The sequence below is a fragment of the Psychrobacter sp. UBA6766 genome (genome assembly GCF_002453355.1).
Classification (GTDB): Bacteria; Pseudomonadota; Gammaproteobacteria; order Pseudomonadales; family Moraxellaceae; genus Psychrobacter.
In genome coordinates this window covers 1-22801 of the sequence record NZ_DKGQ01000005.1, presented here as the reverse complement: position 1 = coordinate 22801, position 22801 = coordinate 1, and the positions used below count along the sequence as shown (strand labels likewise).

Annotated in this window: 20 protein-coding genes and 1 pseudogene; 17 read left to right on the top strand and 4 right to left on the bottom strand. The window is 42.5% G+C overall.

Annotation, left to right across the window (positions count from 1 at the left end):
- Positions 1-246: 246 nt before the first annotated feature.
- The 7 genes from B4K26_RS01605 to B4K26_RS01575 all read left to right on the top strand — a co-directional run bounded on the left by B4K26_RS01605 (position 247) and on the right by B4K26_RS01575 (position 8675).
- Complete coding sequence (locus tag B4K26_RS01605) at positions 247-576, top strand: hypothetical protein (RefSeq protein ID WP_296243142.1); 330 nt, start codon at positions 247-249, stop codon at positions 574-576.
- 161 nt (positions 577-737) lie between these two features.
- On the top strand, positions 738-1235 hold the full coding sequence (locus B4K26_RS01600; protein ID WP_296243141.1) for a peroxiredoxin: 498 nt from the start codon (positions 738-740) through the stop codon (positions 1233-1235).
- A 77-nt stretch (positions 1236-1312) separates the two neighbouring features.
- The gene (locus B4K26_RS01595) at positions 1313-2809 is read left to right on the top strand and encodes a dihydrolipoyl dehydrogenase (RefSeq protein WP_296243140.1); all 1497 of its coding nucleotides are present in this window, start codon (positions 1313-1315) and stop codon (positions 2807-2809) included.
- Between the two features lie 52 nt (positions 2810-2861).
- Positions 2862-4049: a mechanosensitive ion channel family protein gene (locus B4K26_RS01590; protein WP_296243139.1), complete on the top strand. Its 1188-nt coding sequence runs from the start codon at positions 2862-2864 to the stop codon at positions 4047-4049.
- A 203-nt stretch (positions 4050-4252) separates the two neighbouring features.
- On the top strand, positions 4253-6550 hold the full coding sequence (rlmKL, locus tag B4K26_RS01585) for a bifunctional 23S rRNA (guanine(2069)-N(7))-methyltransferase RlmK/23S rRNA (guanine(2445)-N(2))-methyltransferase RlmL (RefSeq protein ID WP_296243138.1): 2298 nt from the start codon (positions 4253-4255) through the stop codon (positions 6548-6550).
- Positions 6551-6775: 225 nt separating this feature from the next.
- The gene (locus B4K26_RS01580) at positions 6776-7351 is read left to right on the top strand and encodes a TerD family protein (RefSeq protein WP_296243137.1); all 576 of its coding nucleotides are present in this window, start codon (positions 6776-6778) and stop codon (positions 7349-7351) included.
- A gap of 262 nt (positions 7352-7613) precedes the next feature.
- Positions 7614-8675 (top strand): DUF475 domain-containing protein, encoded by a 1062-nt coding sequence (locus B4K26_RS01575; protein ID WP_296243136.1) that lies wholly within the window; start codon positions 7614-7616, stop codon positions 8673-8675.
- A 143-nt stretch (positions 8676-8818) separates the two neighbouring features.
- Here B4K26_RS01575 and B4K26_RS01570 read toward each other — a convergent pair whose 3' ends face one another.
- Positions 8819-9481, bottom strand: coding sequence for a 7-cyano-7-deazaguanine/7-aminomethyl-7-deazaguanine transporter (locus tag B4K26_RS01570; protein WP_296243135.1), 663 nt, complete (start codon positions 9479-9481; stop codon positions 8819-8821).
- Positions 9482-9808: 327 nt separating this feature from the next.
- Between B4K26_RS01570 and B4K26_RS01565 the strand changes: the two genes are divergently transcribed.
- The 3 genes from B4K26_RS01565 (at position 9809) to B4K26_RS01555 (ending at position 12006) form a co-directional block, all read left to right on the top strand.
- The gene (locus B4K26_RS01565; protein ID WP_296243134.1) at positions 9809-10384 is read left to right on the top strand and encodes a TerD family protein; all 576 of its coding nucleotides are present in this window, start codon (positions 9809-9811) and stop codon (positions 10382-10384) included.
- Positions 10385-10607: 223 nt separating this feature from the next.
- Positions 10608-11360 carry a TIGR00266 family protein gene (locus B4K26_RS01560; protein ID WP_296243133.1) on the top strand — a complete coding sequence of 251 codons (753 nt, stop codon included), beginning with the start codon at positions 10608-10610 and terminating at the stop codon, positions 11358-11360.
- A 37-nt stretch (positions 11361-11397) separates the two neighbouring features.
- Complete coding sequence (locus B4K26_RS01555; protein WP_296243132.1) at positions 11398-12006, top strand: TerD family protein; 609 nt, start codon at positions 11398-11400, stop codon at positions 12004-12006.
- A gap of 122 nt (positions 12007-12128) precedes the next feature.
- Here B4K26_RS01555 and B4K26_RS01550 read toward each other — a convergent pair whose 3' ends face one another.
- Positions 12129-13409, bottom strand: a complete 1281-nt coding sequence (locus B4K26_RS01550; RefSeq protein ID WP_296243131.1) for a TerD family protein — start codon at positions 13407-13409, stop codon at positions 12129-12131.
- Between the two features lie 301 nt (positions 13410-13710).
- On the opposite strand from B4K26_RS01550, the gene B4K26_RS01545 reads away from it, so the two are divergent.
- The 5 genes from B4K26_RS01545 (at position 13711) to B4K26_RS01525 (ending at position 19564) form a co-directional block, all read left to right on the top strand.
- On the top strand, positions 13711-14874 hold the full coding sequence (locus B4K26_RS01545) for an ATP-grasp domain-containing protein (protein ID WP_296243130.1): 1164 nt from the start codon (positions 13711-13713) through the stop codon (positions 14872-14874).
- A gap of 44 nt (positions 14875-14918) precedes the next feature.
- The gene (locus tag B4K26_RS01540) at positions 14919-16202 is read left to right on the top strand and encodes a phosphoribosyltransferase domain-containing protein (protein ID WP_296243129.1); all 1284 of its coding nucleotides are present in this window, start codon (positions 14919-14921) and stop codon (positions 16200-16202) included.
- A 94-nt stretch (positions 16203-16296) separates the two neighbouring features.
- Positions 16297-17115 carry a hypothetical protein gene (locus tag B4K26_RS01535; protein WP_296243156.1) on the top strand — a complete coding sequence of 273 codons (819 nt, stop codon included), beginning with the start codon at positions 16297-16299 and terminating at the stop codon, positions 17113-17115.
- Between the two features lie 96 nt (positions 17116-17211).
- Positions 17212-18396: a cysteine protease StiP domain-containing protein gene (locus B4K26_RS01530; protein ID WP_296243128.1), complete on the top strand. Its 1185-nt coding sequence runs from the start codon at positions 17212-17214 to the stop codon at positions 18394-18396.
- A gap of 94 nt (positions 18397-18490) precedes the next feature.
- Positions 18491-19564, top strand: coding sequence for an HpcH/HpaI aldolase/citrate lyase family protein (locus tag B4K26_RS01525; protein ID WP_296243127.1), 1074 nt, complete (start codon positions 18491-18493; stop codon positions 19562-19564).
- A 113-nt stretch (positions 19565-19677) separates the two neighbouring features.
- Here B4K26_RS01525 and B4K26_RS01520 read toward each other — a convergent pair whose 3' ends face one another.
- Complete coding sequence (locus tag B4K26_RS01520; RefSeq protein WP_296243126.1) at positions 19678-20490, bottom strand: alpha/beta fold hydrolase; 813 nt, start codon at positions 20488-20490, stop codon at positions 19678-19680.
- Positions 20491-20840: 350 nt separating this feature from the next.
- On the opposite strand from B4K26_RS01520, the gene B4K26_RS01515 reads away from it, so the two are divergent.
- Entirely contained in the window at positions 20841-21638 is a 798-nt protein-coding gene (locus tag B4K26_RS01515; RefSeq protein WP_296243125.1) for an enoyl-CoA hydratase/isomerase family protein, read from the top strand.
- 87 nt (positions 21639-21725) lie between these two features.
- Here the strand turns inward: B4K26_RS01515 and B4K26_RS01510 are convergent, their stop codons facing one another.
- A complete protein-coding gene (locus tag B4K26_RS01510; RefSeq protein ID WP_296243124.1) occupies positions 21726-22172 on the bottom strand; it encodes a PACE efflux transporter in 447 nt (148 codons plus the stop codon).
- Positions 22173-22723: 551 nt separating this feature from the next.
- Here B4K26_RS01510 and B4K26_RS12890 point away from each other — a divergent pair.
- A pseudogene (locus tag B4K26_RS12890) lies at positions 22724-22801 on the top strand (transposase); the annotation flags it as partial.

Below are 22801 nucleotides of genomic sequence, written 5' to 3'. Positions count from 1 at the left end.
TTTGCTTGCATTAACACAGCACGCTATCGTTGTATTTTAAGCAATTTACTTGTTATGGTATGGACGACTATATCAGTCACAACTTATAAGTACTGATTATTCGATAAATATAGTGAGTTATCTAGATAGAAAAACGCTCATATATTTAACCACATCCGTACCAGAACCAGTGACAAAATAACACTACCCAAAATTTTTTTCTGATTATAAAATCTGAAAAATTGACGCGACCTGTAGAGGACATTTATGAAGTTGTTGCCTGTATTACCCCTAGCTCTAGCGGCACTGTTTGCATTGCCACAAGCAAACGCTGCCGATATCAAACAAGACAATATCAATACCTGTGTCAATGGCGCGGTCAAATATAAAGTCGCTAATAAAAGTGATGCTACCAAGCTTTGTAACTGCACCATCGGTGTCCGTAGCAATATGACTATCGGTCAAATGTGGGAAATCGAAAGCTATGCAAAAAGCAAAAAAGACCCATCGGGCTTGCCATATGTGAAAAAAATGCAAAAAGACTTGCAACAGTGCACCGTTGGATTGGATCTAAAGCAACCACAAAAACCTGCTTAAATCGAATTCTCTGAAAAATACAAAAGACTGGTCATTGCCAGTCTTTTTTGTTGCGAATGAATAAGTGAAGTGTAAAACCGAGTATTTATTTCTGCTAATCTGCCTATAATAAGTCCACTTAGCATCGTATACGCTTAACCGAAACTAATAAGGGTTTTATCATGGCAAAGCCAACCACAGAAAACATCATCCTGCCCGATTTTCCAGTCACCATAGTACGCGAACTGGATGGCAATTTTATTCACGACGACATCAGCCTAAAGGATTTGGTCGCTCACACCGATAAAGGATTGATTCTATACTTTTATCCAAAAGACAGTACCCCAGGCTGCACCACCCAAGCAACAGAATTTACCGCTCATCTCAATCAATTTGATGAATTGGGCTACGATATTATTGGAGTATCGCGTGATAGCGTCGAATCTCATGAAAAATTTATCGCTAAATACGATCTAGATATCCCGCTTATTAGTGACAGTGATGAGAGATTGTGCCACTATTTTGATGTAATTAAAGAAAAAAATATGTACGGCAAAATCTCCTTAGGACTTATACGTTCAGCTTTTGTCTTTGATAAAAATGGTACGCTGACTCATGCGCAGCGCAACTTAAAAGCGAAAGGTTATTCAGAACGCTTACTTACCACGCTTGCGAGCTGATATTTTTAAAGGTTTTCGATAACCTCCTTTATGTAAAACTATTATCTAAGATGCAACCCTCCTTACTTGAGAATAATATGAATAATCAGCCTAATAGAGCCGCCGATAATATGCAGAAAAAAGTGACGCGCAAGGTATCTGTAGCGGTCATCGGCGCTGGTACGGCCGGTCAAAACGCCTTTCGCCAAGCGAGAAAGCTAAAAGACGACGTTTTGATTATTAATGATGGGTATTGGACGACGACCTGTATTGCTGTCGGCTGTATGCCAAGCAAACTGCTGATTGCCGCCGCCGACCGCGCTCATGATACCAATCATTCTGCCGAGTTTGGTATTCATGCGAGCGCCCAAATAGATGGCAAACAAGTAATGGAACGGGTTCGCGCCGAACGCAGTCATTTTGCTAACTACGTTAAAGAGCAAGTGGAAAGCTGGCCTGCAGAGAAAAAAATAGCAGGCCGCGCTTATATCAATAAACAAGGTCTGATTGAGGTGAATGATGAATTGATTGAAGCGGATAAGATTATTATAGCGACTGGAAGCGCCCCTTTTATTCCAGATGACTGGGCGGATAAACTTGGTGATACGTTACTCACTTCTGATACCGTCTTTGAGCTGCCTGACTTACCAAAATCACTGGCCGTGATCGGCGCAGGAGCCATCGGCCTCGAGCTTGCCCAAGCCTTTACGCGTTTGGGCGTCGAGGTAACGCTCTTTAATCGTGACAAACGAGTAGCTGGTTTAAAAGACGATGACATTAGCAATAAAGCCATTGATTGCCTAACCCGTGAGCTAACCATGCATTTGGGAAGCAAGATTAACAATGTCGGGACGCAAACAGCAGCAGACAACGAAGGCTCAGCTGCATTTATCGATTATGAAGATAGCGCTGGTGAGTCACGGCAGTGGCAAGGCGATTATGTACTGGTTGCTACGGGTCGACGCAATAATATCGCTGCCCTAGGCGTTGAAAACTTAGGTGTTGAGCTTGATGATAAAAATCGTCCAAAACAGCTGGATAAAAAAACGGGTAAAATTGACGATTTAGAAGTCTATATCGTCGGTGATGCCAACGCCTATCTGCCGCTATTACATGTCGCGAGCGATGAAGGCTTTAGTGCAGGCAGTATGGTCTGTAATAATAATAGCGATGCTTATATTCGCCCAATTGCCGCGCCATTTTCTATCGTATTTTGTTCGCCACAAATCGTCAACGTCGGCATGTCGCTTCCTGAAATACAAGCAGATCCAGAGCTTGAATATGTGATTGGCAAAGTGAGCTTTGATAATCAAGGGCGTAGCCGCGTGATGGGCGTCAACTGTGGTTTACTGCACATTTATGGTTGTAAAAAAACAGATAGAATCTTGGGTGCAAGTATGGTTGCGCCCGATGCTGAATATATCGGTCACATATTAGCGATGGCGATTACCAATAATATGAGTATCAAGCACATGCTTGATACACCTTTTTATCATCCTACGGTATTGGAAGGTCTGCGTACAGCATTACGCAATGTTCAACGTATGATGGAAATACCTTATCAGTATCACGATACTCAAGAAGCTACTTTCTAGCCAGCTAATCAACTTAGTTTTACATAGACCCAAACTTTGCATGGATAAAACAATGGCAATCGCTGGTATTACTGACTTTTTTCAAGAGATTGTTCGCGACCTACATACCAGCCTATATCTTGCGATCGGCGGTACCATAGACGAAGACTCATTGGACTGGACCTCTAAGTCAGTAGAATTGGTGAGCACAGCTATCAAAATCTTAATACTACTGGCGGTATTGGGATTTTTTTATTGGCTTGCCATCTATATCATTAAAAAAAGCAAAAGCAGAGTCGGTCTAAATGAACGCCGGTCTAAGATCGCCCGCTCTGCGCTACGTTACATTTGGATAGTCAGCAGCTTAATTGCCATTATGAGTCAGCTAAGCTTTGAACCAGATACGGTCAAAGCCACTGCCAAAGCAGGGACTTGGGCGGGTATTTATTATGTTTTATGGGCGTCATCTGGACACATTATTCATAAGGTGTTACAGCATTATGGTTTAAATGCTTCTATTGAGCAGCTGCTTAAGAATATTTTATCAGTATTGTTGTTGGTATTTGGGCTTGCCAGCGTCATGGCGCAATTTGGCTTTGATATCGTATCTTTAGTAGCAGGTTTGGGGATTGCCGGAATTGCCGTGGGTTTTGCTGCGCAATCAACGCTTGCCAACTTTATCGCTGGCATTACTATTTTACTTGAGCAGTCCTTTCAAGTCGGCGATTGGATCAATATCAATGACAACGAAGGGCGGGTGGTGGTTATCGCTTTACGGACGACGCATATTTTAACTCGTGACAATATCACCGTCATTATTCCTAACTCCAACGTTGCCTCATCAGTGGTCACCAATTTAACCTCCAAAAACTTCATTCGCTTTGATATCCGCATGCGCATTGCTTTTGAAGATGATGTCGATAAAGCACGCGAGGTTATTTTACAAGTATTGTCTGATAGTGACGTGGTACTAAAGCGCCCTGAAACTTCAGCGACCGTAGACGAGATTGGCGAATACGGGGTATTTTTTGTCGCCCGTTTTTGGGTCAAACCTGCCGCGGTTGCGCGAATGCCCAAGATTAAAGAAGCGTTAATGGAAAATATCAAACGCGCCTTTGATGAGGCGAATATCTCAACCCCCTACCCGCATATGCGCCTGCTAATGCCAAAGAACGTCGATTACCCTATCGAGACCAAACCATTTGCCACCACGACCAAACTAATCACCGAAGAAAGCTCACTGAAAAAAGATGATAAGTAACTGCTCGATAATTTTAGAAACCAATAAGTCTTCATTTTTTCAACCTAGCCTTTAAGCATAGAATCTTAAACACCGCACCATAAACCCTACCACTTTAAACCATCCACTTCGTAATTATGGTAAAATTGCCAGTTAAACCTCAAGATTTTAAACAACATAATTTTGAGGCGCATTATTTATCAATTTAGCCCACAGGTATCCGTATGACCGAAACAACCACGCCCAACTCCTCACCAGTCGCTTCAGCAGAGTTGTCGCTTGACCTTATTATTACTTGTGCTGATGGGCTTGAAGCACCGCTACAGACTGAGCTAAGCAGTTTCGGTATTGCAAGCGATATAAAAAGTACGGGGCGTTTGGCGGTTACCGGCACGTTGCGCGACCTTTATACGATTTGTTTATGGTCACGGGTGGCGTCACGAGTGTTGATGCTGATTAAACGTAAAAACATTAATGCCGAATACGATGTAGCGGAACAGCTCTATGGCTTGGCAAAATCTGTCAATTGGACGGAGCAATTTAGCTTGGAGCAGACGTTTGCGATTCGACTGTCTGTCGATAAACGCGTCGCCGTCAGCCAGCAGTTTGCGATGCTACGTATTAAAGATGCGATTGCCGATACTTTTAATGAAGTATATGACAGCCGCCCGAATGTCGATAGTAAAAACCCCGACTTTTCGGTATTTGCCACTGTGAATGACAAGCAAGCTGAGCTGTATTTAGATTTATCAGGGACTAGCTTACACCGCCGCGGCTACCGGGTCGCCATGACTGAAGCGCCGTTAAAAGAAAACTTAGCGGCAGCGTTACTTTATAGCGCAGGTTGGCATAAGAAAAATGCAGTCGGGAATGCCCCTTTTTATAATGCCCTAATCGACCCAATGTGTGGTTCTGGTACTTTTATCATTGAAGCCCTACTCATGCATTGCGATTATGCCGTCGGAATCGATAAAGCAGCCAATCAATTTGGCTTTTATCAATGGCAACATCATGATGAGGCACTATGGCAACAGATGATTGATGATGCCCAAACACGCTTTCGTGAATCATTGGCCATTATCAATGAACAACCAGATACGCTGCCGCTCGTTTTAGGTTTTGATGCCGACAGCGGCGCCATTTTGGCAACAGAAAAGAACCTCATTGCCGCAGGTTTGCAAGACTTATTGCCGCTACTCGACCTTGAAACGCGCGCTCTTGACCAACTAAGCAGCACGCTAAAACCATTGGCCGATGACGGTCGCTTAAGCAATCCTCTAATAATTACCAACCCACCTTATGGTGAGCGTTTGGGTGACGAAGAGATGATTAAGCCGTTATATCAAGCGTTGGGGTTGATTTTACAAGACAGCTTTGCTGCTAGCGGTATCAATCCGATGCTTGGCATATTGGCAGCCAATGTCGAACAAGTCGATATCTTGCCGATTAAAGAGCCAAAAACGCTGCGCTGTCATAACGGCGCTATTACGGTTTACTTCCGTTATGGAACGCTAATTTCTGGGCAAACAGGCAATCTGGTCAGTCGCTTTGAAAAACGTGAGATTGAAGTAGAAGACGGTCAAGACTTTATTAACCGTTTGCAAAAAAACCTGACCAAACTTAAAAAGTTGGCTAAAAAAGACAATGTCAGCAATATTCGGGTTTACGACGCTGATTTACCTGACTTTAAAGTCGCGATTGACTTGTATGGCGACTATGTACACGTTCAAGAATATGCGCCGCCAAAAACCATTCCACCTGAAACGGCCAAAAAACGTTTTAATCTAGCGTTAATGGGTATTCGCGAAGTGCTCAACATTAACCGCGAACAAGTCTTTATCAAAACTCGTGCGCGCCAATCGGGTAACGACCAATATAGCAAGCAAGGTAATAGTGAAAAACGCGGTAAATTTTATGTTGCCCGCGAAAATGGCGCGTATTTGTATGTCAACTTTACCGATTATTTAGATACGGGGTTGTTTATTGACCACCGCAATATGCGCGCCCGTATCAAAGATAACAGCCGCGGTAAGTCGGTGCTGAACCTATTTGCTTATACCTGTACCGCAAGTCTCCACGCGGCATTGGCGGGTGCGAAAAAAGTCACCAGCGTTGACTTATCACAAAACTATCTGGATTGGGGCAAGCAAAACTTTGCCTTAAATGGCTTAAATGTCAGTGGTAATAAATATCAATTCGTCGCTGCTGATATTTTTGAGTGGATTAAGGACAATACCGAGCAATTTGATATCATCTTTATTGATCCGCCAACTTTTTCAAACTCGAAAAAGTTCCAAGGCACCTTTGATGTGCAACGTGACCATGCCGCCCTTATCAACCGTGCGATGAACCGCTTGACCTCTGATGGCGTCCTATATTTCTCAAACAACTTCACGCGCTTTGAGCTCGATGAGCAGTTAACCGAACGCTATGATATTGTCGACATCACCCCACAAACCATTGGGTTTGACTTTAATATCAAAAAGCCGATTCACCAAAGCTTTGAGATTCGCCATCGTTAAAATAGTTGGAAAATTCAGTAAATTTTAGATTTTTGCGCTAACTGGCGATGAAACATAACAATGACCTAATCAGCTTTGATTGGGTCATTTTTTGTTGCTATGATAGACCGTTACTAGCAACCGTTAAGCGATAGATTTACAACCGCTTTAATCCTACTTTTGCTAACGTTTTGATTTATATAGTTGAACCATCAAACCAATCACTCTAATAACAAGGATAACCTCATGGCTTTATCATTGAATAAAGGCGGTAACTTATCGCTAACCAAAACCGATCCAAACCTAACCAAGCTCCTTATCGGTCTTGGTTGGGATGAGCGCGCGACCTCTGGCGCTGAGTTTGATCTTGATGCCAGTGTTTTCCTATTAAACACTGCAGGTAAAGTCCGCGGCGATCATGACTTTATTTTTTACAACCAGCTTAAATCAGACAATGGCGCGATTGAACACACTGGCGACAACCGTACTGGCGAAGGTGATGGCGATGATGAGGTCGTCAAAGTAAACCTAACCCAAGTTCCTGCTGATATCGATAAAATTGTCGTTACTGTAACGATTCATGACGCCGCCGCGCGTAGCCAAAACTTCGGTCAAGTAGCGAACGCTTTTATCCGTGTTGTTAATGAAGAAACTGGCACGGAAGTGGTTCGTTTTGATTTAGCAGAAGATTACTCTGTTGAAACTGCAATGGTATTTGGCGAAGTCTATCGTCATAATGGCGAGTGGAAGTTCCGCGCTGTCGGTCAAGGTTACTCTGGCGGCTTACAAGCTATGTGCCATCAGTATGGCGTCGATATTTGAATCGACGTTTAATCTGAGCTAAGCGATTGTCTAAACGACAATCCTACCCGAAACCTAGAGCGATGCCGCAATACTATTAAACGTCATTCTGTCAGTAAAATATGGTTGCAAAATAATCACAATTATTGTTAGCTAAAAGACTGGTAAAGCTTTAGGTTTCGTTTAAAATTAAGCAAAAAAGTGGTTAGCAATAGCCACTTTTTTTGTGGTTTGTGTCTATAATAGACCGACTTTAGCCTTATGCAACCAGACAGGATATGTCATGAGACATTTTTATTTAGACTTTATCTTCACCATTATTGCCCTATCAGTAGCGGCATGGTGGGGATATTCACATGGCGGTATGGGCGGTATGATAACCACCTTATCGATTACCGCTATTTTGGCCATCATGGAGATTTCATTATCCTTTGATAATGCGGTAGTCAACGCCTCAGTCCTTAAAGGCTGGGACGAATTTTGGAAAAAGATATTTTTAACGGTTGGTATTTTGGTTGCCGTCTTTGGTATGCGTTTGATATTCCCTATCGTTATCGTTGCTGTGACGGCCGACCTTGGTATTATGCAAGTAGTCGATCTGGCTTTAAATGATCCTAAAGAATACTCAGCCAGACTATTGGCGCACCATGCAGAAATATCAGCCTTTGGTGGTATTTTCTTATTACTCGTGTTCTTAAACTTTATTTTTGATGATAAAGAAGTACATTGGTTTGATTGGCTTGAGAGCCGTTTGGTCAAACTTGGCAAAGTCGATGCCATGAGTGTGTTTGTGGCACTTATTGTGTTGATGATTGCCGTATCATGGGCCAATGATGCACAATCAGGCGCGGTATTAATCGCTGGCGTTTGGGGTATCTTAGTTTATCTTGGCGTCCAAGTGGTCTCTGGAATGTTAGAAGGCGATCTCGAAGAGGATTTAGAAAACGAAGAAAATGGCTCGGGCGCAGCAGCGACCAGTGCGATTATGAAAGGCGGTATTATCGGCTTCTTATACTTAGAAGTCCTTGATGCGTCATTCAGTTTCGATGGCGTAATTGGTGCGTTCGCGATTACCAATGACGTTATCGTGATTATGCTTGGTCTTGCCATTGGTGCGATGTTTGTTCGCTCGATGACTATTTTCTTAGTGGATAAAGGCACGCTTGATGAGTTTGTTTATCTTGAGCATGGCGCGCATTATGCCATCGGTGCTTTAGCTATTATCATGCTGTTATCGGTTAAATTCCATGTTCCAGAAATTATCACTGGTCTAATTGGTATTGCCTTTATTGGTTGGGCGTTTGTGGCTTCGCTCAACTATCGTAAACGAGAAGCGCTTCAATAGGCTGATAATTCTAAGCTTAACTCTTAGGGTGATTTATATTATTAAATAACAGGTCATAGCCGCTATTGGTTGTGGCCTGTTTTTTAATGGTTTTTAATAATAAAACTATGAATGTTGTATTAGAGCTGACTGGCATTATTTACTCACGACTTTCCTGCCAGCATCTTCTGCAATTTTGCCAATATCACACCATACATGGGTAAAAAGATGCACACGCCCATTACCATCTTAAATAGATAGTCCATCGTGCCAATCTCAACCCAATGCGACGCCATAAATGGGTCTGGACTTTGATAAAAAGCAATGGCAAAAAAGCAAAAACTATCGACCAGATTACCAAAAAACGTCGAAGCAAGGGGCGCAATCCACCACGTTTTAAGCTGCCGCAACTTGTTAAACACTTGGATATCTAAAAGCTGACCGACGACGTAAGCGCTAAAGCTAGCAAGGACAATACGAAAGACAAATAAATTAAAATCGAGCAGATGCTCATGACCAACAAACTGTCCATCAGCAAATACTACCGAAAAGTAGTAAGAAATGGCTAGTGCAGGCAGCATCGCAAAAAAGATAATGCGTCTTGCGAGAGCTTGACCAAATATGCGTACAGTTAAATCAGTAATCAAGAAGATGAAGGGAAAAGTAACCGCTCCCCATGTGGTGATAAAACCAAATAGCCCGACGGGAATTTGCACCAAGTAATTACTAATGGCAATGATAAAGATATGCAGACTAACAAGCCAGAATAACGCACGGCTGTAACGAATGGATGAAATTGGATTGGCTGAAACAGTACAGGTATTCATAAAGGAGGCCTTTTTTTGAGTCAGGGTGGAGGGAACCTGAGCGCGCTATTATAAATGATAATAAGATAAATAGCTAAAATAGGTCAGGCATGCTCGTAATATCCTCTTATATAAGCAAAAATATAAGTGTCAGATAGGCTCACAAAATACGCCTTGCTTAGTAAGCAAACGCTTAGTATAGTAAAACGTAATGATAGGCAGGTTATGACGTACAGCTCGATTTATTGACCTTTTACGCTCAGTCACTTTCGCTAAAATAGTAATTACTGCCCTATTCTTATTTTATAAAATCAAATCCACTCAATTATTAATCCAAAGGATATTTATATGGCTATTAGCTTAACAAAAGGCGGCAACGTCAACTTATCAAAAGAAGCGCCAGGTTTGACCAATATTACCGTCGGTCTTGGCTGGGATCCACGTGCCACTGACGGCCAAGAGTTCGACTTGGATGCCATTGCCTTTTTGGTAAACGAATCAGGTAAAGTGCGAAACGACCAAGACTTTATTTTCTTTAACAATCTAAAGTCAGACAATGGCGCAGTTGAGCACACAGGCGATAACCGTACGGGCGAAGGCGACGGTGATGATGAAAAAATCAAAATCAGCTTGGCTAATATTCCCGCTGACGTCAGCAAAGTAGCAATCTGTGCCATCATCTATGAAGGTCAAGCCCGTAACCAAAATTTCGGTCAAGTTGGCGACGCTTATATCCGTGTGGTCAATGACAATGGTGCATCTGAAATCGCTCGCTACGACCTATCAGAAGATGGTAGTACTGAAACAGCGATGATTTTTGGTGAATTGTATCGCCATAACGGTGACTGGAAATTCCGTGCCGTCGGTCAAGGCTTTAGCGGTGGTCTAGGTCCATTAGCCTCTTCTTATGGCGTAAACGTTTAACGTTTAACGTTTGATTTTTAACGTTAAAAGCCGCGTCATCGTCTAACAATGAAATATCGTAGTCAGAACACTGGTTGCGATAAACATAAGCTATCAAGTGTGCCCGTTTAAAGCATTTGATGGCTTTAAATATAATTGGCGAACTTAAATTAAAAACGATGTAGATTACAGCAGTAGTTTTTATAAAAAAAATATCAGATATTAGAATAAGGATTAGCTCCCCATGGCCGCAACATTTAGCTTAATCGGCACGATTGAACCTTTTTTGCATTGTAACTTAAAAAAAGGTGACTCGATTTATTGTGAAGCCAATGCCATGGTGATGATGGAGTCGAACCTTGAGCTGAAAGGCAAGCTACAAGGCGGTCTTATGCAGTCACTGATGCGCCGCTTTGCTAATGACGAGTCACTTTTTCAACAGCAAATTGAAGCCGTCAATGGTGAAGGCGATTGCCTGCTTGCGCCAACCTTAGATGGTGATATGCAAATCATCGATTGCGGCGCCCAGCAATATACTTTAAGTGACGGTGCGTTCGTTGCTGCTCAAACGGGCGTCGATATCAGAGCCAATATCCAGCGCAATCTTGGCGGCGCGGTGTTTGGAGATACGGGCGGCTTTATGGTCATGCAAACCCAAGGTCAAGGTCAAGTCGTCGTTTCCGGTTTTGGTTCACTATTTGAGATTGATGTTACCCCAGATAAAGATGTCATTATTGATAATGGCCATGTGGTCTGCTGGGACTCAAACCTTAACTATAAGCTTTCGGTATCGACCAGTAAGAAAAAGGGCATCATGAGCAATATTATCAATTCGGTCACCAGTGGTGAAGGGATGGTTTTAAACTTCTCAGGAACGGGCAAAGTCATCATCTGCTCGCGCAATCGTGATAGCTACCAAGGCTGGCTACAAAGCATCTTAGGAACCAGTTCAGGTGGTCGCGGCGGTAGCGGTGGATTTTTAGACAATATTTTATAACTCAAACTTTATTCATGACTATAATAAGGATAAGAATATGGCAGTTAGCTTACAGAAGGGTCAAAAAATCTCCCTCAGCAAAGAAGCTGGTGGTGAGCTTACTCAAGTAAAATTGGGTTTAGGTTGGGACGTCTTTCAAGGTCAGCAAGAGAAAAAAGGTGGCTTTTTAGGCAAATTGTTTGGCGGCGGCACGGGCGGCGACTCGATCGATTTAGATGCTTCATGCGTTATGTTTGATAGGAGTAAACAAGCGGTCGATGCAATTTGGTTCAATCAGCTTAAGTCAAAAGATGGCAGTATCGTGCATACTGGCGACAACCGCACTGGTGATGGCGACGGCGATGATGAAGTCATTAACGTTGACTTATCAAAAGTTCCAGCAAACGTAGTATCATTGGTATTTACGGTAAATAGCTTTACTGGTCAGACCTTTGAGACCGTTGAAAACGCCTTCTGCCGTATCGTCAATGCCAATAACAATCAGGAAGTTGCGCGCTACAATTTATCAGCGCAAGGAAACCACACAGCGATGATTATGGCAAAGGTTTATCGTCATAATAACGAGTGGAAAATGCATGCGATTGGCGAAATTGCTTCTGGTCGTACCTTTCATGACTTGATGCCTGCTATCACCCCACATGCGTAATTGATTCAAAATTTTTACGAGATTGGCTTTTATCTCTTAAAACAAGTCATTTTATAAAACAGCCAGCCTATCTACTTATAGATGGGCTGGCTGTTTCTATATTAAAAATACTATTAAAACCATTATTTACGGCCACGCTTCCAGCTAAAACCCCAATTAAAGGCTTTGTCCATCTCTTGATGACCTTTAAAGTACTCATTAATACGTTCAACATTGATACTGCCTTGTTGATTAACCAAACGTGCAATGGCACACATTGGCAAATTACCCGCTCCTTCTGTCAAACGCGTTTCAATCGGCGGCTGGTCTGGAACATGAATGGTCACGACGCCATCGGTTTGCGCCCAGTTTGGTACACCTTCATAGATAAAAGCAAAGATAAACACTTCTTCAATCTGCGACCACTGCTGACCATTGATATCTAACCACTCACCGCCGCTGACTTGCCCGGTTCTATCATCGGCACGCAATAATACATAAGGTGCTGATTGCAAGTTACCGAAGCGATTGCCCAAGGCTTGAATCAGCGTTTTTTCGCCATTTTTTAGATGAATCATCGCCCCAACATCAAGGTCAATACCAGCGGCTTTATGCTGCTTAAATAGGTCGCCGAGCAAGCCTTTTTTAGGGGCTTGTGTACTGCTATCTGGGCGTTGGTTCCAGTTAAGATTGACCGAAATTTTACCAAAATCATCGCGTTTTTTTAGATTGATGCTAGATTGGTTTTTGGTTAAGGTAATTTTGCTCAAATTGATTGATGGGCTGCTACTGGTAGGAATTGGCGGCGTTGTATTTGCTGTTGGCGCACTGCCAGCTTTTTGCGTGTTGATTGGCTTTTGCGTATTAATAGATTGAGATTGACTTGGTGCCTGATTTTGTAAAGGGCTTTGTGCTGGTGCATCATCGGCAATTTCAACACCGAAATGTTCAGATAAGGGTTTTAAGCCGCCGTTAAAACCTTGGGCGATAAAACGAAACTTCCAACTGCCCTGCCGGCGGTAACACTCTGCTAAAATAATGGCTTTTTCATTGCGACCGGCGGCAGTTAATTGGCAAGTCATCAATACTTGGCTGCCTTGTAAAACCTGAATATCTACGTCACCGACTTGCGCCAGCGTTTGCGTACTAGAAAATGCGAGGGCTATCTTGTCAATACTCGCAGGCTGGGCTGGTAGATTGATGTCAAAAAATCCATCACTATCATGACCGCGGAAACTTACGCTGCCATCATCGCTACGCGTCTGGCCATAAAATATCATGTCACCATCGCCGCGAACTTTACCTGCCGTCGTCAGGCGATAAGCGGCGCAATCGATGGCGCTTTGGCTTAAAATACGGATGCTAATATTATCCGTTGGTAGCGGCGCATTGGCACCAGCAATCATTTTTTGAGGTTGACTCATCATTTATCCTTTACATTATTTATTATTTGTTTATGTGGGTACAGTTAGCTATCGCAATATAGTAGCATGGTTAACGCCTAATTTTTAAAGCGTAAGGCCGTTCAATGAAGTGTTAACGATCCTGCAAAAATATTTTTACAAATCCATCATGTTATTTTGTCAGTAGTATTTATAGCGCCTAGCATTTGTATATAATAGCCTTTGTTTTAAGCAATACTATATTGTGTTTAATCATTTGCCATATTCAAGACTTAATTCTGGTCATTGCACTCTATAAATTTATAATAACGCTGAGAGAATTATGAAAACCTCTGCTAACGCTAGCTCTCATACCCTATCAACTGCCGCGCTATCTGCCGTCTGGTTAGCTGAAGGTCAGTCAAGCCAGCGCGACATGTTAGCCAGCTTACAAGCATTAAAAGCACAAGCTAAGACGCCATTTAACATTATCGCTTCACACCGTCACGATAGACCCGAAATTTTTGAATTTTCCGATAGCATTTACCGTGAGCCCTATAAAAATACTGAAGATAGCGATGAGCAAGCCATACATGAACCTATTGAGCCATTGATACCGCGTTGGCAATTTGTTTTAGAGCAAGCCAAAAACAATAATGTCAAAGTGCTACTTACGGGGCGCAATAGTATTGATTATGAAACCCACCGTCAGGCATTTAATGCGGCTGGCATTCGTTTATTGACTGGCGCAACGAGTGTAGCAGCGTTAGAAGCGATAGATGACAAATTCGCCTTTATGCAACAGTGTTATCAGCACGATATTCCAGTGGCGGAGGCTTGGCGCTTTGATAACGTCACAGAGCTTGAGGCGTTACTTGCGACCCACGGACATCAGCCCTTATGCATCAAACCCGTTACGGGCATTTTTGCCCAAGGATTTTGGCGCTTAGATACGGATAAAAAGACGGAGGCGAAGTACGACAGCTTTGAGCATTTATACTTTACCGAAGAGAAAAAAATCAATACCACGCAGTTTATTCATGCCTATGCTCACAGTCTAATGGTACATGAGCGCCCTATTCCGATGCTGCTCATGCCATATTTATCAGGGCAAGAATATTCTATCGATGTCGTCTGTGAATATGGTGAAGTACTGGCTGCTATCACGCGGTATAAAACGGGGAAAATTCAACATATTGGCTACGAACAACCGGTCATGGATGTGGTTATTCCACTAATTAAAGCCTTTGATTGTGATGGTATCGTCAGCGTTCAGACCAAGGCCGATGATGACGGTCAGCACCGTGTGCTTGAAATTAATAGCCGTCCCTCTGGTGGCATCGGTTACACCACGCATAGCGGTGTTGATTTAACTAAAGTTGGATTTGGTTATTGGCTTGGTTTAACCGATAAACCGAAATTGGCTGACATCGCTCAGCAAATCACTCCCTGCCAAGTTCGCTCAATCATGGTCGGCGTAAAAATTGAAGAAGATGCTAGCGAGTAAGTAAAAACAACGATATAAGAATTTGCAAGACCAGAGGAAAATGAATGCCAAATAAGCAACATAGCACAACCATAAACTTACCTCGCGGTACCCTTGATTTAATCTATCAAACCAATTCAGCCACTGCCAAAGATGGCATGGAACAAAGTAATAATGTACAAAGTAATCATTATCAATTAGAAGCATTGCTCGGATTTGCTCAGCGTATTAACCCCAAAAGGGCGTTTTTATTCGTATCAAAAGTCTTAGGGCGTCATATTCCAGTTACTCCTAGTAAGATGCGTCATGCTTTTACTGATTTGGCAAACCTAGTGCCTAGTGATTTGCCTGAACCTATTTTGGTCATCGGCATGGCAGAGACTGCTGTAGGCTTATCCGCTGGGGTGCATCAAGCGCTACAAACGCGCTACCCTAATGCTTTATTGCTCAACTCTACCCGCCATGCGCAACATGACGGCAATCATGACAAAAGCACTCATTGTTTATTGACTACGTTTAGCGAAGACCATAGTCATGCAAGCCAGCATCTGATTTATCAAAGTGCAGATAAAGATACCCAAGCGCAGTTACTTGCTAGCAAAACGCTGATTATGGTCGATGATGAAGCATCAACGGGCAATACGTGCGTCAACGTTGTCACCGCCCTTCGTAACGCAGGACTTGAACAGTTAGAACAAGTACATCTGACTACTTTAGTTGATTGGTCGCTAAATCAAAATCAAGATAACGCTAGTGATGATACGATTGCCACACGCTTGCCAAATATCGACTTCCATCGTCATCATCTATTGTCTGGCGCTTGGACGTGGACGGATACACCCAATCCTGAGCCTATCATCATGCCATCGGTCGATACCACCGAAGCTGGTAGTCAGGCGCTAGGTGATACTGGCAACTGGGGACGCTTCCCCACTCTTAATAGTACCGATGGCTTTGATGATTATCTCTTGAATTTTCAAACTGCCTTTAACCTTTTTCATCAGCAAGAGCAGTTTGATAAAAAGCAGTTACCACAGCGAATTTTAGTATTGGGCAGTAATGAGTTTGTTTGGTTGCCGTTTTTATTAGCAGAGTGGCTCGAGATACAAACTCAAAACTCTACAGTTAGTTTTAGTGCATTAACGCGATCACCAATTGCGCTTGGTGGTGCGATTACGACGATGCTAAGTTTTAACGATAATTATGGGCTTGGTATGACCAACTTTGCCTATAATGTTGAGCCTAGCGATTGGGATTTGATTGTCTTATGTGTAGAAACCTCAGCGGATAGTGTCGATGACATGTGGAAAGATTTGGATAATGTGTTGGTGGTGAGTCCGGGGTTTTAGACTACCCTCTAAAAACGCCCTTATAAAAATCATTCTTTAAATTCTGCTTTGATTTTCACATTTAACACTTACGAACGCTTTTATGACAAATACTATGATGCCCGCTTTTTTTCAAACCAATTCAAATATTATCAAACCTTATGCATTCATGGATTTGGATGACACCCTTTTTCAAACCCAGCGTAAAATTGATGCTTGGAAACTTCCTAACGCTGAATCTGAAAACTTAGTTTGTGCCACAGTAGACAAACAAGGCGATCCATTAAGTTTTATGAGTCAACGTCAAGAAGCTCTTTTTAACTGGTTACTTAGCAGCACAGAACTGATAGTGGTAACCGCTCGCGATCGCCGTGAAATCAAACGCGTTAAGCTGCCTTTTGATAGCTGGCAAGTGTTAACCCACGGTGCCATTATTCTTGATAAAGACGGCACGCTACAAGCGCACTGGCAACAGCGTATGCATAGTGAACTTGCACCATTGCAAGATAAATTACAGCAGCTAAGTCAATTATTTGCCAACCATAGTAGAAATGACAACAGCCAGCTGGTATTTACACCGCATATCGATCACTTTAATAATGGTACTGTTAATAAAGAATTGACCATTTATTTGGCGATCAAACATGCGCAAAAAAACCATCAAGTATTGATAGCCTTAGCTGAAAAACTGCCAACGTTAATCCGCGATTTTGACCAAGATTTTTATGTCCATGTCAACGCCAATAATCTGGCAATATTGCCGCACGCCGTTCATAAGCGTCATGCGGTACAGTTCTTATTGGAGAATCATTTAGACAGCCAGCGCCCAAGCTTTGGTTTTGCTGACAGCTTGGCAGATTTACCTTTTCTTCAGTTACTAGACTGGTATGGCATGCCCAATCGTGGTCAGTTGCATGACCATCTTAGTGTCTAATCACGTCAAATGCTTAATAACTTTTAATGCTGAATGACACTTAACGATGCGTAAACAACGATAATAACTGTCATTTACAAAAATTTAATGAACCTTATGACCAATCCTATGATCAACCCTAGCATTCAAAAATTAGAGCAATACGGCTCAGGCAGCTATCTTGCCAGCGATGTAACCATGTTGCTCGACATTGTCGATAAAAACACGGTTGCTGATGTGCCGGTTAGCCAAAAAGAAGCCTTAATTCAAAGTGGTCAGCGCCATTATTCTGATATGTTGACATTAGAGTACGCACCAACTGCCATGCATGAGCAGTTGTATCAGCAAGCATTAGAACAAGGTACAACGAGAACCGCGACTGATATCGCCAATTTAGCTGATACGCTACATCATATTTTTCAACCACAAGTCAATAACGAGCGCCCATTAGTATTAGTGAGCTTAGTAAGAGCGGGCTTGCCGATTGGCGTATTGTTGCAGCGCGCCTTGGCAGATACTGATAGCAGCTATGCGTTGCCAAGTGTGCATTTTGGTATCAGTATCATTCGCGACCGCGGCCTTGATATGGTTGCTTTACAGATGATATTGGACGCTCATCCAGACAGCCCCATCGTATTCGTCGACGGTTGGACAGGTAAAGGAGCGATTTATCAGGAGCTTGCTCGTAGTTTAGACGTCTTTAATAACCCTAGTCCTCCAAATTTTGTCAATATTTTTCATCAAGGTGAGAATGTTATTCCGCTATTGACCCTTGCGGATCCAGCGGGCGTTGCCTGGTTAGCGGCTAGTGAGGAAGATTGGTTGATTCCATCGGGATTATTAAATAGCACGGTATCGGGGCTGATATCACGCAGTTTATATACCGAGCCGCAGTCAGGTCTCCATCGTAGCGTCTTTTATGATAACTTGGTTGAGGTAGATTACAGCCTAGCTTTTGTTGATCATATTGATAGCGCACGGCGTGAATTGGCTACTCCTCCTCAATATTTGCAAACGTTTAAGCAACCACGCTACCAGACGGCAGACTTAATTGATACGCTGGCAATTGATTATCATATTAGCGATCGCAACCGTATTAAGCCGACGATTGCAGAGGCGACACGGGCGATACTACGCCGCGACCCTGAACGTATCTTACTGGCAACCGCCGATCATCCTGATACGGTGTTATTGCGGTATTTATGTAGCGAGCGTGATATCAATATTACGGTATTAGGTGCTAAAATACTCCCCTATCAAGCGATTACGCTGATCAAACGGCGTGCAACCGATCGCTCATAATTCACATCGTTAGCGCCACTTTTTTTTATCATTCGGCCTGAGGATAAAGATTCTCTCTATAAACATTCATTTATTACTATTTACGATACTAACTATGTCAGATATGCAATACAACGAGTCCACCCTTTATAACAATAATCAGTCTTACGCTCACCTGATTACTGAGCGTCATGCAATGCTCAAGCCGCTTACCCATCATCCGTATCAGCTGGGTGCCAGTCTATACATGCCAGCGACGCGGCAAGATATCTGGCAAGTGATTACGCGCAACAAATTACCGACGATTAACAGCATTATTATCTGCTTAGAAGATGCGGTCAGCCATAGCGATGTTGAACTGGCACTTGAGCGCCTGCAAACGCTGCTACATACATGGGCGGCGCACGTCGATAGTATCAATGACCCAGCAAAAAATGGCATTCAATCAAAAGAGCAAACCGATCAACCTACCAGACCTTTAGTCTTTATTCGTCCCCGTCATCCAGCCATGTTAGAGCAGCTAGCAGGTTTTGCTCATATTGATTTGGTCGATGGTTTTGTGATGCCAAAAGTCGATATGTATAGCTTATCGAATTGGCGTATGGCCTGTCAGAATCTAAGCACCGAGCAGTTATTGATGCCGACGCTTGAAACGGCAGCGTTGTTTAATCCACATCATAATGAAGAATTGGCAATTGGTTTTAAAGAGGCCTTTAGCCAGCCAGTTTTTGCCCTGCGTGTAGGTGGTAACGACTTATTTGCCGCGCTACGTTTGCGCCGTCCTAAAAACAGCATCGTTTATGACACGCCGATTGGTACGCTCGCTTATCAGCTGCTCGGCTGCTTTGTGCCGCATGGTTTTTATCTCACCGCGCCGGTGTTTGAGTACTTAGACCAGCCAACACTGTTTATGAAAGAGCTGATGCGCGATGTAAATTTAGGACTGGTCGGCAAAACGGTCATTCACCCAAGCCAAATTGCATTGGTACAGCAAGCGTATTGCGTGCCACTAAGCATTTTAGATGAAGCGCAAGCAATCTTGCACAGTGAGGCAAAAGCGGTGTTTAAATATAACAACACCATGCTCGAACCTGCCACGCACCGTGCATGGGCAACAGAAATAGTCAATCGAGCTGAGGTGTTTGGGACCCTTGACGACGTTAATACTGACTATACGACCCGGTTATAAATAACGACGTTAGCCTTGTTATTTTAGAATTAATCTCTGCAAATGTTTAAATAAAAACGCCGTTATCCTATTTAAGATAATGGCTTTTTTATTATATAAGCTTTATTCTAGGGTTAAACGCAGTTTGCTAAAAAAGTGTTAATAACTTTATTTACTTGCTCAGGTTCTTCTACTGTCGAAGTATGACCAGCACCTTTGACAATCGCGAGCTTAGAACCTTTAATCGCAAAATGCATCCGCTCTGCCTTTACATAAGGCGTGGCAACATCTTCATCGCCAACAATAATCAGTGTCGGCGTGGTAATCTCACCTAGCTGATCATAAATACCCGAGCGCTCAATCACACCTGTGGTCGCTTTAACAACACCGCCCTTACGATTACCTTGTAACATCGCAAGCCATTCTCTGCGGTCAGCCTTGCGCGACTTATCGGCTAAGAAGCTGCTACCAAACATAATGGGCATGACTTTTTGGCTGACACGCTTCATCCCGAGCCAGCGGATGGCTTTCATCAATTTACGATATTGCGGCACATTTTTTGGGTCTTCAGGGTCGGCTGAGGTTTCAAGTAATGTCAGCGATAACAGTAGTTCCGGATGTTTTATCGCGATACGTTGGGCGACGAAACCGCCCATCGACAACCCTAAAAAATGGCATTTATCAATATCTAATGCTTTTAACAATGCTAGCGTGTCCTCGGTCAGCGTCTCCATATCATAGCCAGATTTGGTAATTTCGGACTGACCTTGTCCACGAAAATCAAAAGTAATACAGCGGCAGCCAGCCTTAAAATATTCCACCTGCTTGTCATACATCCGTGTATTCCATAGCAGTCCGTGGGCAAATACCATTACTGGTTTTTGCTTATCATCGGGCGCACTGTCTTCATAATAAATATCAATATTATTTACATTTATCATTGGCATAGCTACTTCCTTGTTTATGGCTTATTTATTGAATGCTTAAATCAAATCTCTTAAAGGTACTATTTTAAAATACTGACTCAAAACACTGTCTTGAAAACGTCTTCTTTTAGCATAATGCACCGAGCGGATAGTTCATAGCGTTATTTTTATACGCTAGTTGCTATCTATTTAATGATTTAAAGGTATGTCAAAATTTAGAAAAGACTAATTGCCTTTCAGCGTGCCGCAAGCGCCTACAAAACCCGCTTTTATAATCATAGCAAGCTGCTATAGTAATCAGCTTGAATGATTTGTTACACCTCATCACACTCTCTATTCTTACCGAAAACGTCCAATAAAGGAAACCAACCATGTCACAACCTCTGGTCGAATATCACAGCGAAAATCATATCGCCACCATTACTATGAATGATCCAAAGACGCTAAATGCTTTTAGCACACCATTAAAAAACTCAATTATGGATGCGCTTGATCAGGCAGATCAAGACGCCGACGTTCGCGTGATTGTGCTGCAAGGATCAAATAATAACTTCTCGAGTGGTGGTCACATCGGCGAGATGTTAGAAAACGGTATGGAATCAGAAGCATTGGTAGCAAAGCTGGATTTTATGCTCAGAGAAGTGGCAGAAGTGAGCCTAAAACTGCGTAACATTCATAAGCCAATTATTGCTAAATTAGAAGGCGCCGTCGCGGGCGCTGGGATGAATTTAGCATTAACGTGTGATTTCCGTATTGCTGCTGACAATGCCAAGTTTGTGCAAGCGTTTGTTAATATCGGCTTGATTCCAGATGCTGGCGGCATTTACTTACTCAATCAATTGATTGGTGCTGCTAAAACGACTGAGCTTGTGATGCTGGGTGATAAGCTCACTAGCGATGATGTCGCTCGTCTCAACTTAGTCAATAGCGTTGTAAGTAAAGATGATCTTGATGCCAGCGTATTGGCGTTGGCAACGCGACTCAGCAACCTGCCCGGTAAAGCCTTGGCATCAATGAAGCACATGATTAATGTTCATGCTTTTTCTGGCTTAAATGAAGCGCTCGATATGGAAGTTGACCAACAAACCATGATGGCAAAAACCGCTGACTTTGCTGAAGGCATCACTGCCTTTATGGAAAAACGTAAGCCCGTTTATCAAGGTAAATAAAGGTTTCTCACACCTTTTTAATAACAGCAAAAATGCTGCCTAATGGCAGCATTTTTTTGGGTCATTTAATACGATTAATCTCTTTATTCATGAAGAAGCAGAAGCGGTCTTATAGTGATGCGGTAAGGTAAATATCTTGTCGAAACCCAAAGTAAAAATAAAGGTATAGACCAAGAAAAATAGTAGTAACGCCACTTCCATCATAAAGGCTTCTATCAGACTCACCTCATACCAAATCATATAAAGCGGTAGACAAATCACTACCAAACCGCCTTCAAAACCTATGGCATGAACGCTACGTATCAATAGCGTGCGCTTTGTCACCTTCCGGCGGCGCTCCCACGCTTCAAAAGCGGTATTGTATAAGAAGTTCCAGATAACGGCAGCCAATGACACCATCACAGCCACTGGCAATGATTCTGTGGCATCGCTCCCGCTAAGTTTCATCAGCACAAAGGTTGAAGATATAATAGCGATAATTTCAAAAACCGTCACATAGACAATACGACGTTTGAGTGGGGGTAAAGTAATCAACCAAAACTCCAAAGCACTTAAGTATAAACAAAAAGTTGCCTAACAAAGTATCGGTCCGTCCCGAGATACGAAATAGAAGAGAGAAAAAAGTACAGAGCCACGGTTTCCGCCTGCCCTTATATTATACAAAAGATAATAGGTGAAACCAATCGCAGCTTATAGCGAAAAGACGCAGATAACTTAAGAGCTAAAAAATCATAGCTACGTTGCTGCTCATATAAGCTTATTATTAAGACTTTAAATGCCAATTGTTCGTTTAATTAATTTAGATAATACCTTGAAATAAATAGTGCACTCTAGTGCTATTAATTGTTTTTTAAACTGCTTATTTCATAAAAATAATTAATCCTTGTCTTCTCGATCTACAGCTCCACACATAAAACACTATAAAGATTCATCTCGGTAAAATCTTTGTTTTATTAAAATTATCATTGCTATGCATATTGATAATAATGTTAAAGTTATGAAAATAATAAAAGAAACGTAGCCAATATCGAGGGTTTCCCAAACTTTGTGTAACTGCTTATAATCCACTAACCGGAGAATAAGCAATGACTACTCAATCTGACATTAAAAAACTAGCCGAGCAAATGGCTGGTAGCATGAACAGCTTTGATGACATCAAAGAC

What these genes read in the sequence shown, in the direction of transcription:
- rlmKL (WP_296243138.1), top strand. Translation starts at nt 4,253, where the DNA reads ATGACCGAAACAACCACGCCCAACTCCTCACCAGTCGCTTCAGCAGAG.
- B4K26_RS01580 (WP_296243137.1), top strand. Translation starts at nt 6,776, where the DNA reads ATGGCTTTATCATTGAATAAAGGCGGTAACTTATCGCTAACCAAAACC.
- B4K26_RS01555 (WP_296243132.1), top strand. Translation starts at nt 11,398, where the DNA reads ATGGCAGTTAGCTTACAGAAGGGTCAAAAAATCTCCCTCAGCAAAGAA.
- B4K26_RS01530 (WP_296243128.1), top strand. Translation starts at nt 17,212, where the DNA reads ATGACCAATCCTATGATCAACCCTAGCATTCAAAAATTAGAGCAATAC.
- B4K26_RS01550 (WP_296243131.1), bottom strand. Translation starts at nt 13,409, where the DNA reads ATGAGTCAACCTCAAAAAATGATTGCTGGTGCCAATGCGCCGCTACCA.
- B4K26_RS01535 (WP_296243156.1), top strand. Translation starts at nt 16,297, where the DNA reads ATGATGCCCGCTTTTTTTCAAACCAATTCAAATATTATCAAACCTTAT.
- B4K26_RS01520 (WP_296243126.1), bottom strand. Translation starts at nt 20,490, where the DNA reads ATGCCAATGATAAATGTAAATAATATTGATATTTATTATGAAGACAGT.
- B4K26_RS01565 (WP_296243134.1), top strand. Translation starts at nt 9,809, where the DNA reads ATGGCTATTAGCTTAACAAAAGGCGGCAACGTCAACTTATCAAAAGAA.
- B4K26_RS01575 (WP_296243136.1), top strand. Translation starts at nt 7,614, where the DNA reads ATGAGACATTTTTATTTAGACTTTATCTTCACCATTATTGCCCTATCA.
- B4K26_RS01590 (WP_296243139.1), top strand. Translation starts at nt 2,862, where the DNA reads ATGGCAATCGCTGGTATTACTGACTTTTTTCAAGAGATTGTTCGCGAC.
- B4K26_RS01600 (WP_296243141.1), top strand. Translation starts at nt 738, where the DNA reads ATGGCAAAGCCAACCACAGAAAACATCATCCTGCCCGATTTTCCAGTC.
- B4K26_RS01605 (WP_296243142.1), top strand. Translation starts at nt 247, where the DNA reads ATGAAGTTGTTGCCTGTATTACCCCTAGCTCTAGCGGCACTGTTTGCA.
- B4K26_RS01570 (WP_296243135.1), bottom strand. Translation starts at nt 9,481, where the DNA reads ATGAATACCTGTACTGTTTCAGCCAATCCAATTTCATCCATTCGTTAC.
- B4K26_RS01545 (WP_296243130.1), top strand. Translation starts at nt 13,711, where the DNA reads ATGAAAACCTCTGCTAACGCTAGCTCTCATACCCTATCAACTGCCGCG.
- B4K26_RS01515 (WP_296243125.1), top strand. Translation starts at nt 20,841, where the DNA reads ATGTCACAACCTCTGGTCGAATATCACAGCGAAAATCATATCGCCACC.
- B4K26_RS01525 (WP_296243127.1), top strand. Translation starts at nt 18,491, where the DNA reads ATGTCAGATATGCAATACAACGAGTCCACCCTTTATAACAATAATCAG.
- B4K26_RS01540 (WP_296243129.1), top strand. Translation starts at nt 14,919, where the DNA reads ATGCCAAATAAGCAACATAGCACAACCATAAACTTACCTCGCGGTACC.
- B4K26_RS01560 (WP_296243133.1), top strand. Translation starts at nt 10,608, where the DNA reads ATGGCCGCAACATTTAGCTTAATCGGCACGATTGAACCTTTTTTGCAT.
- B4K26_RS01595 (WP_296243140.1), top strand. Translation starts at nt 1,313, where the DNA reads ATGAATAATCAGCCTAATAGAGCCGCCGATAATATGCAGAAAAAAGTG.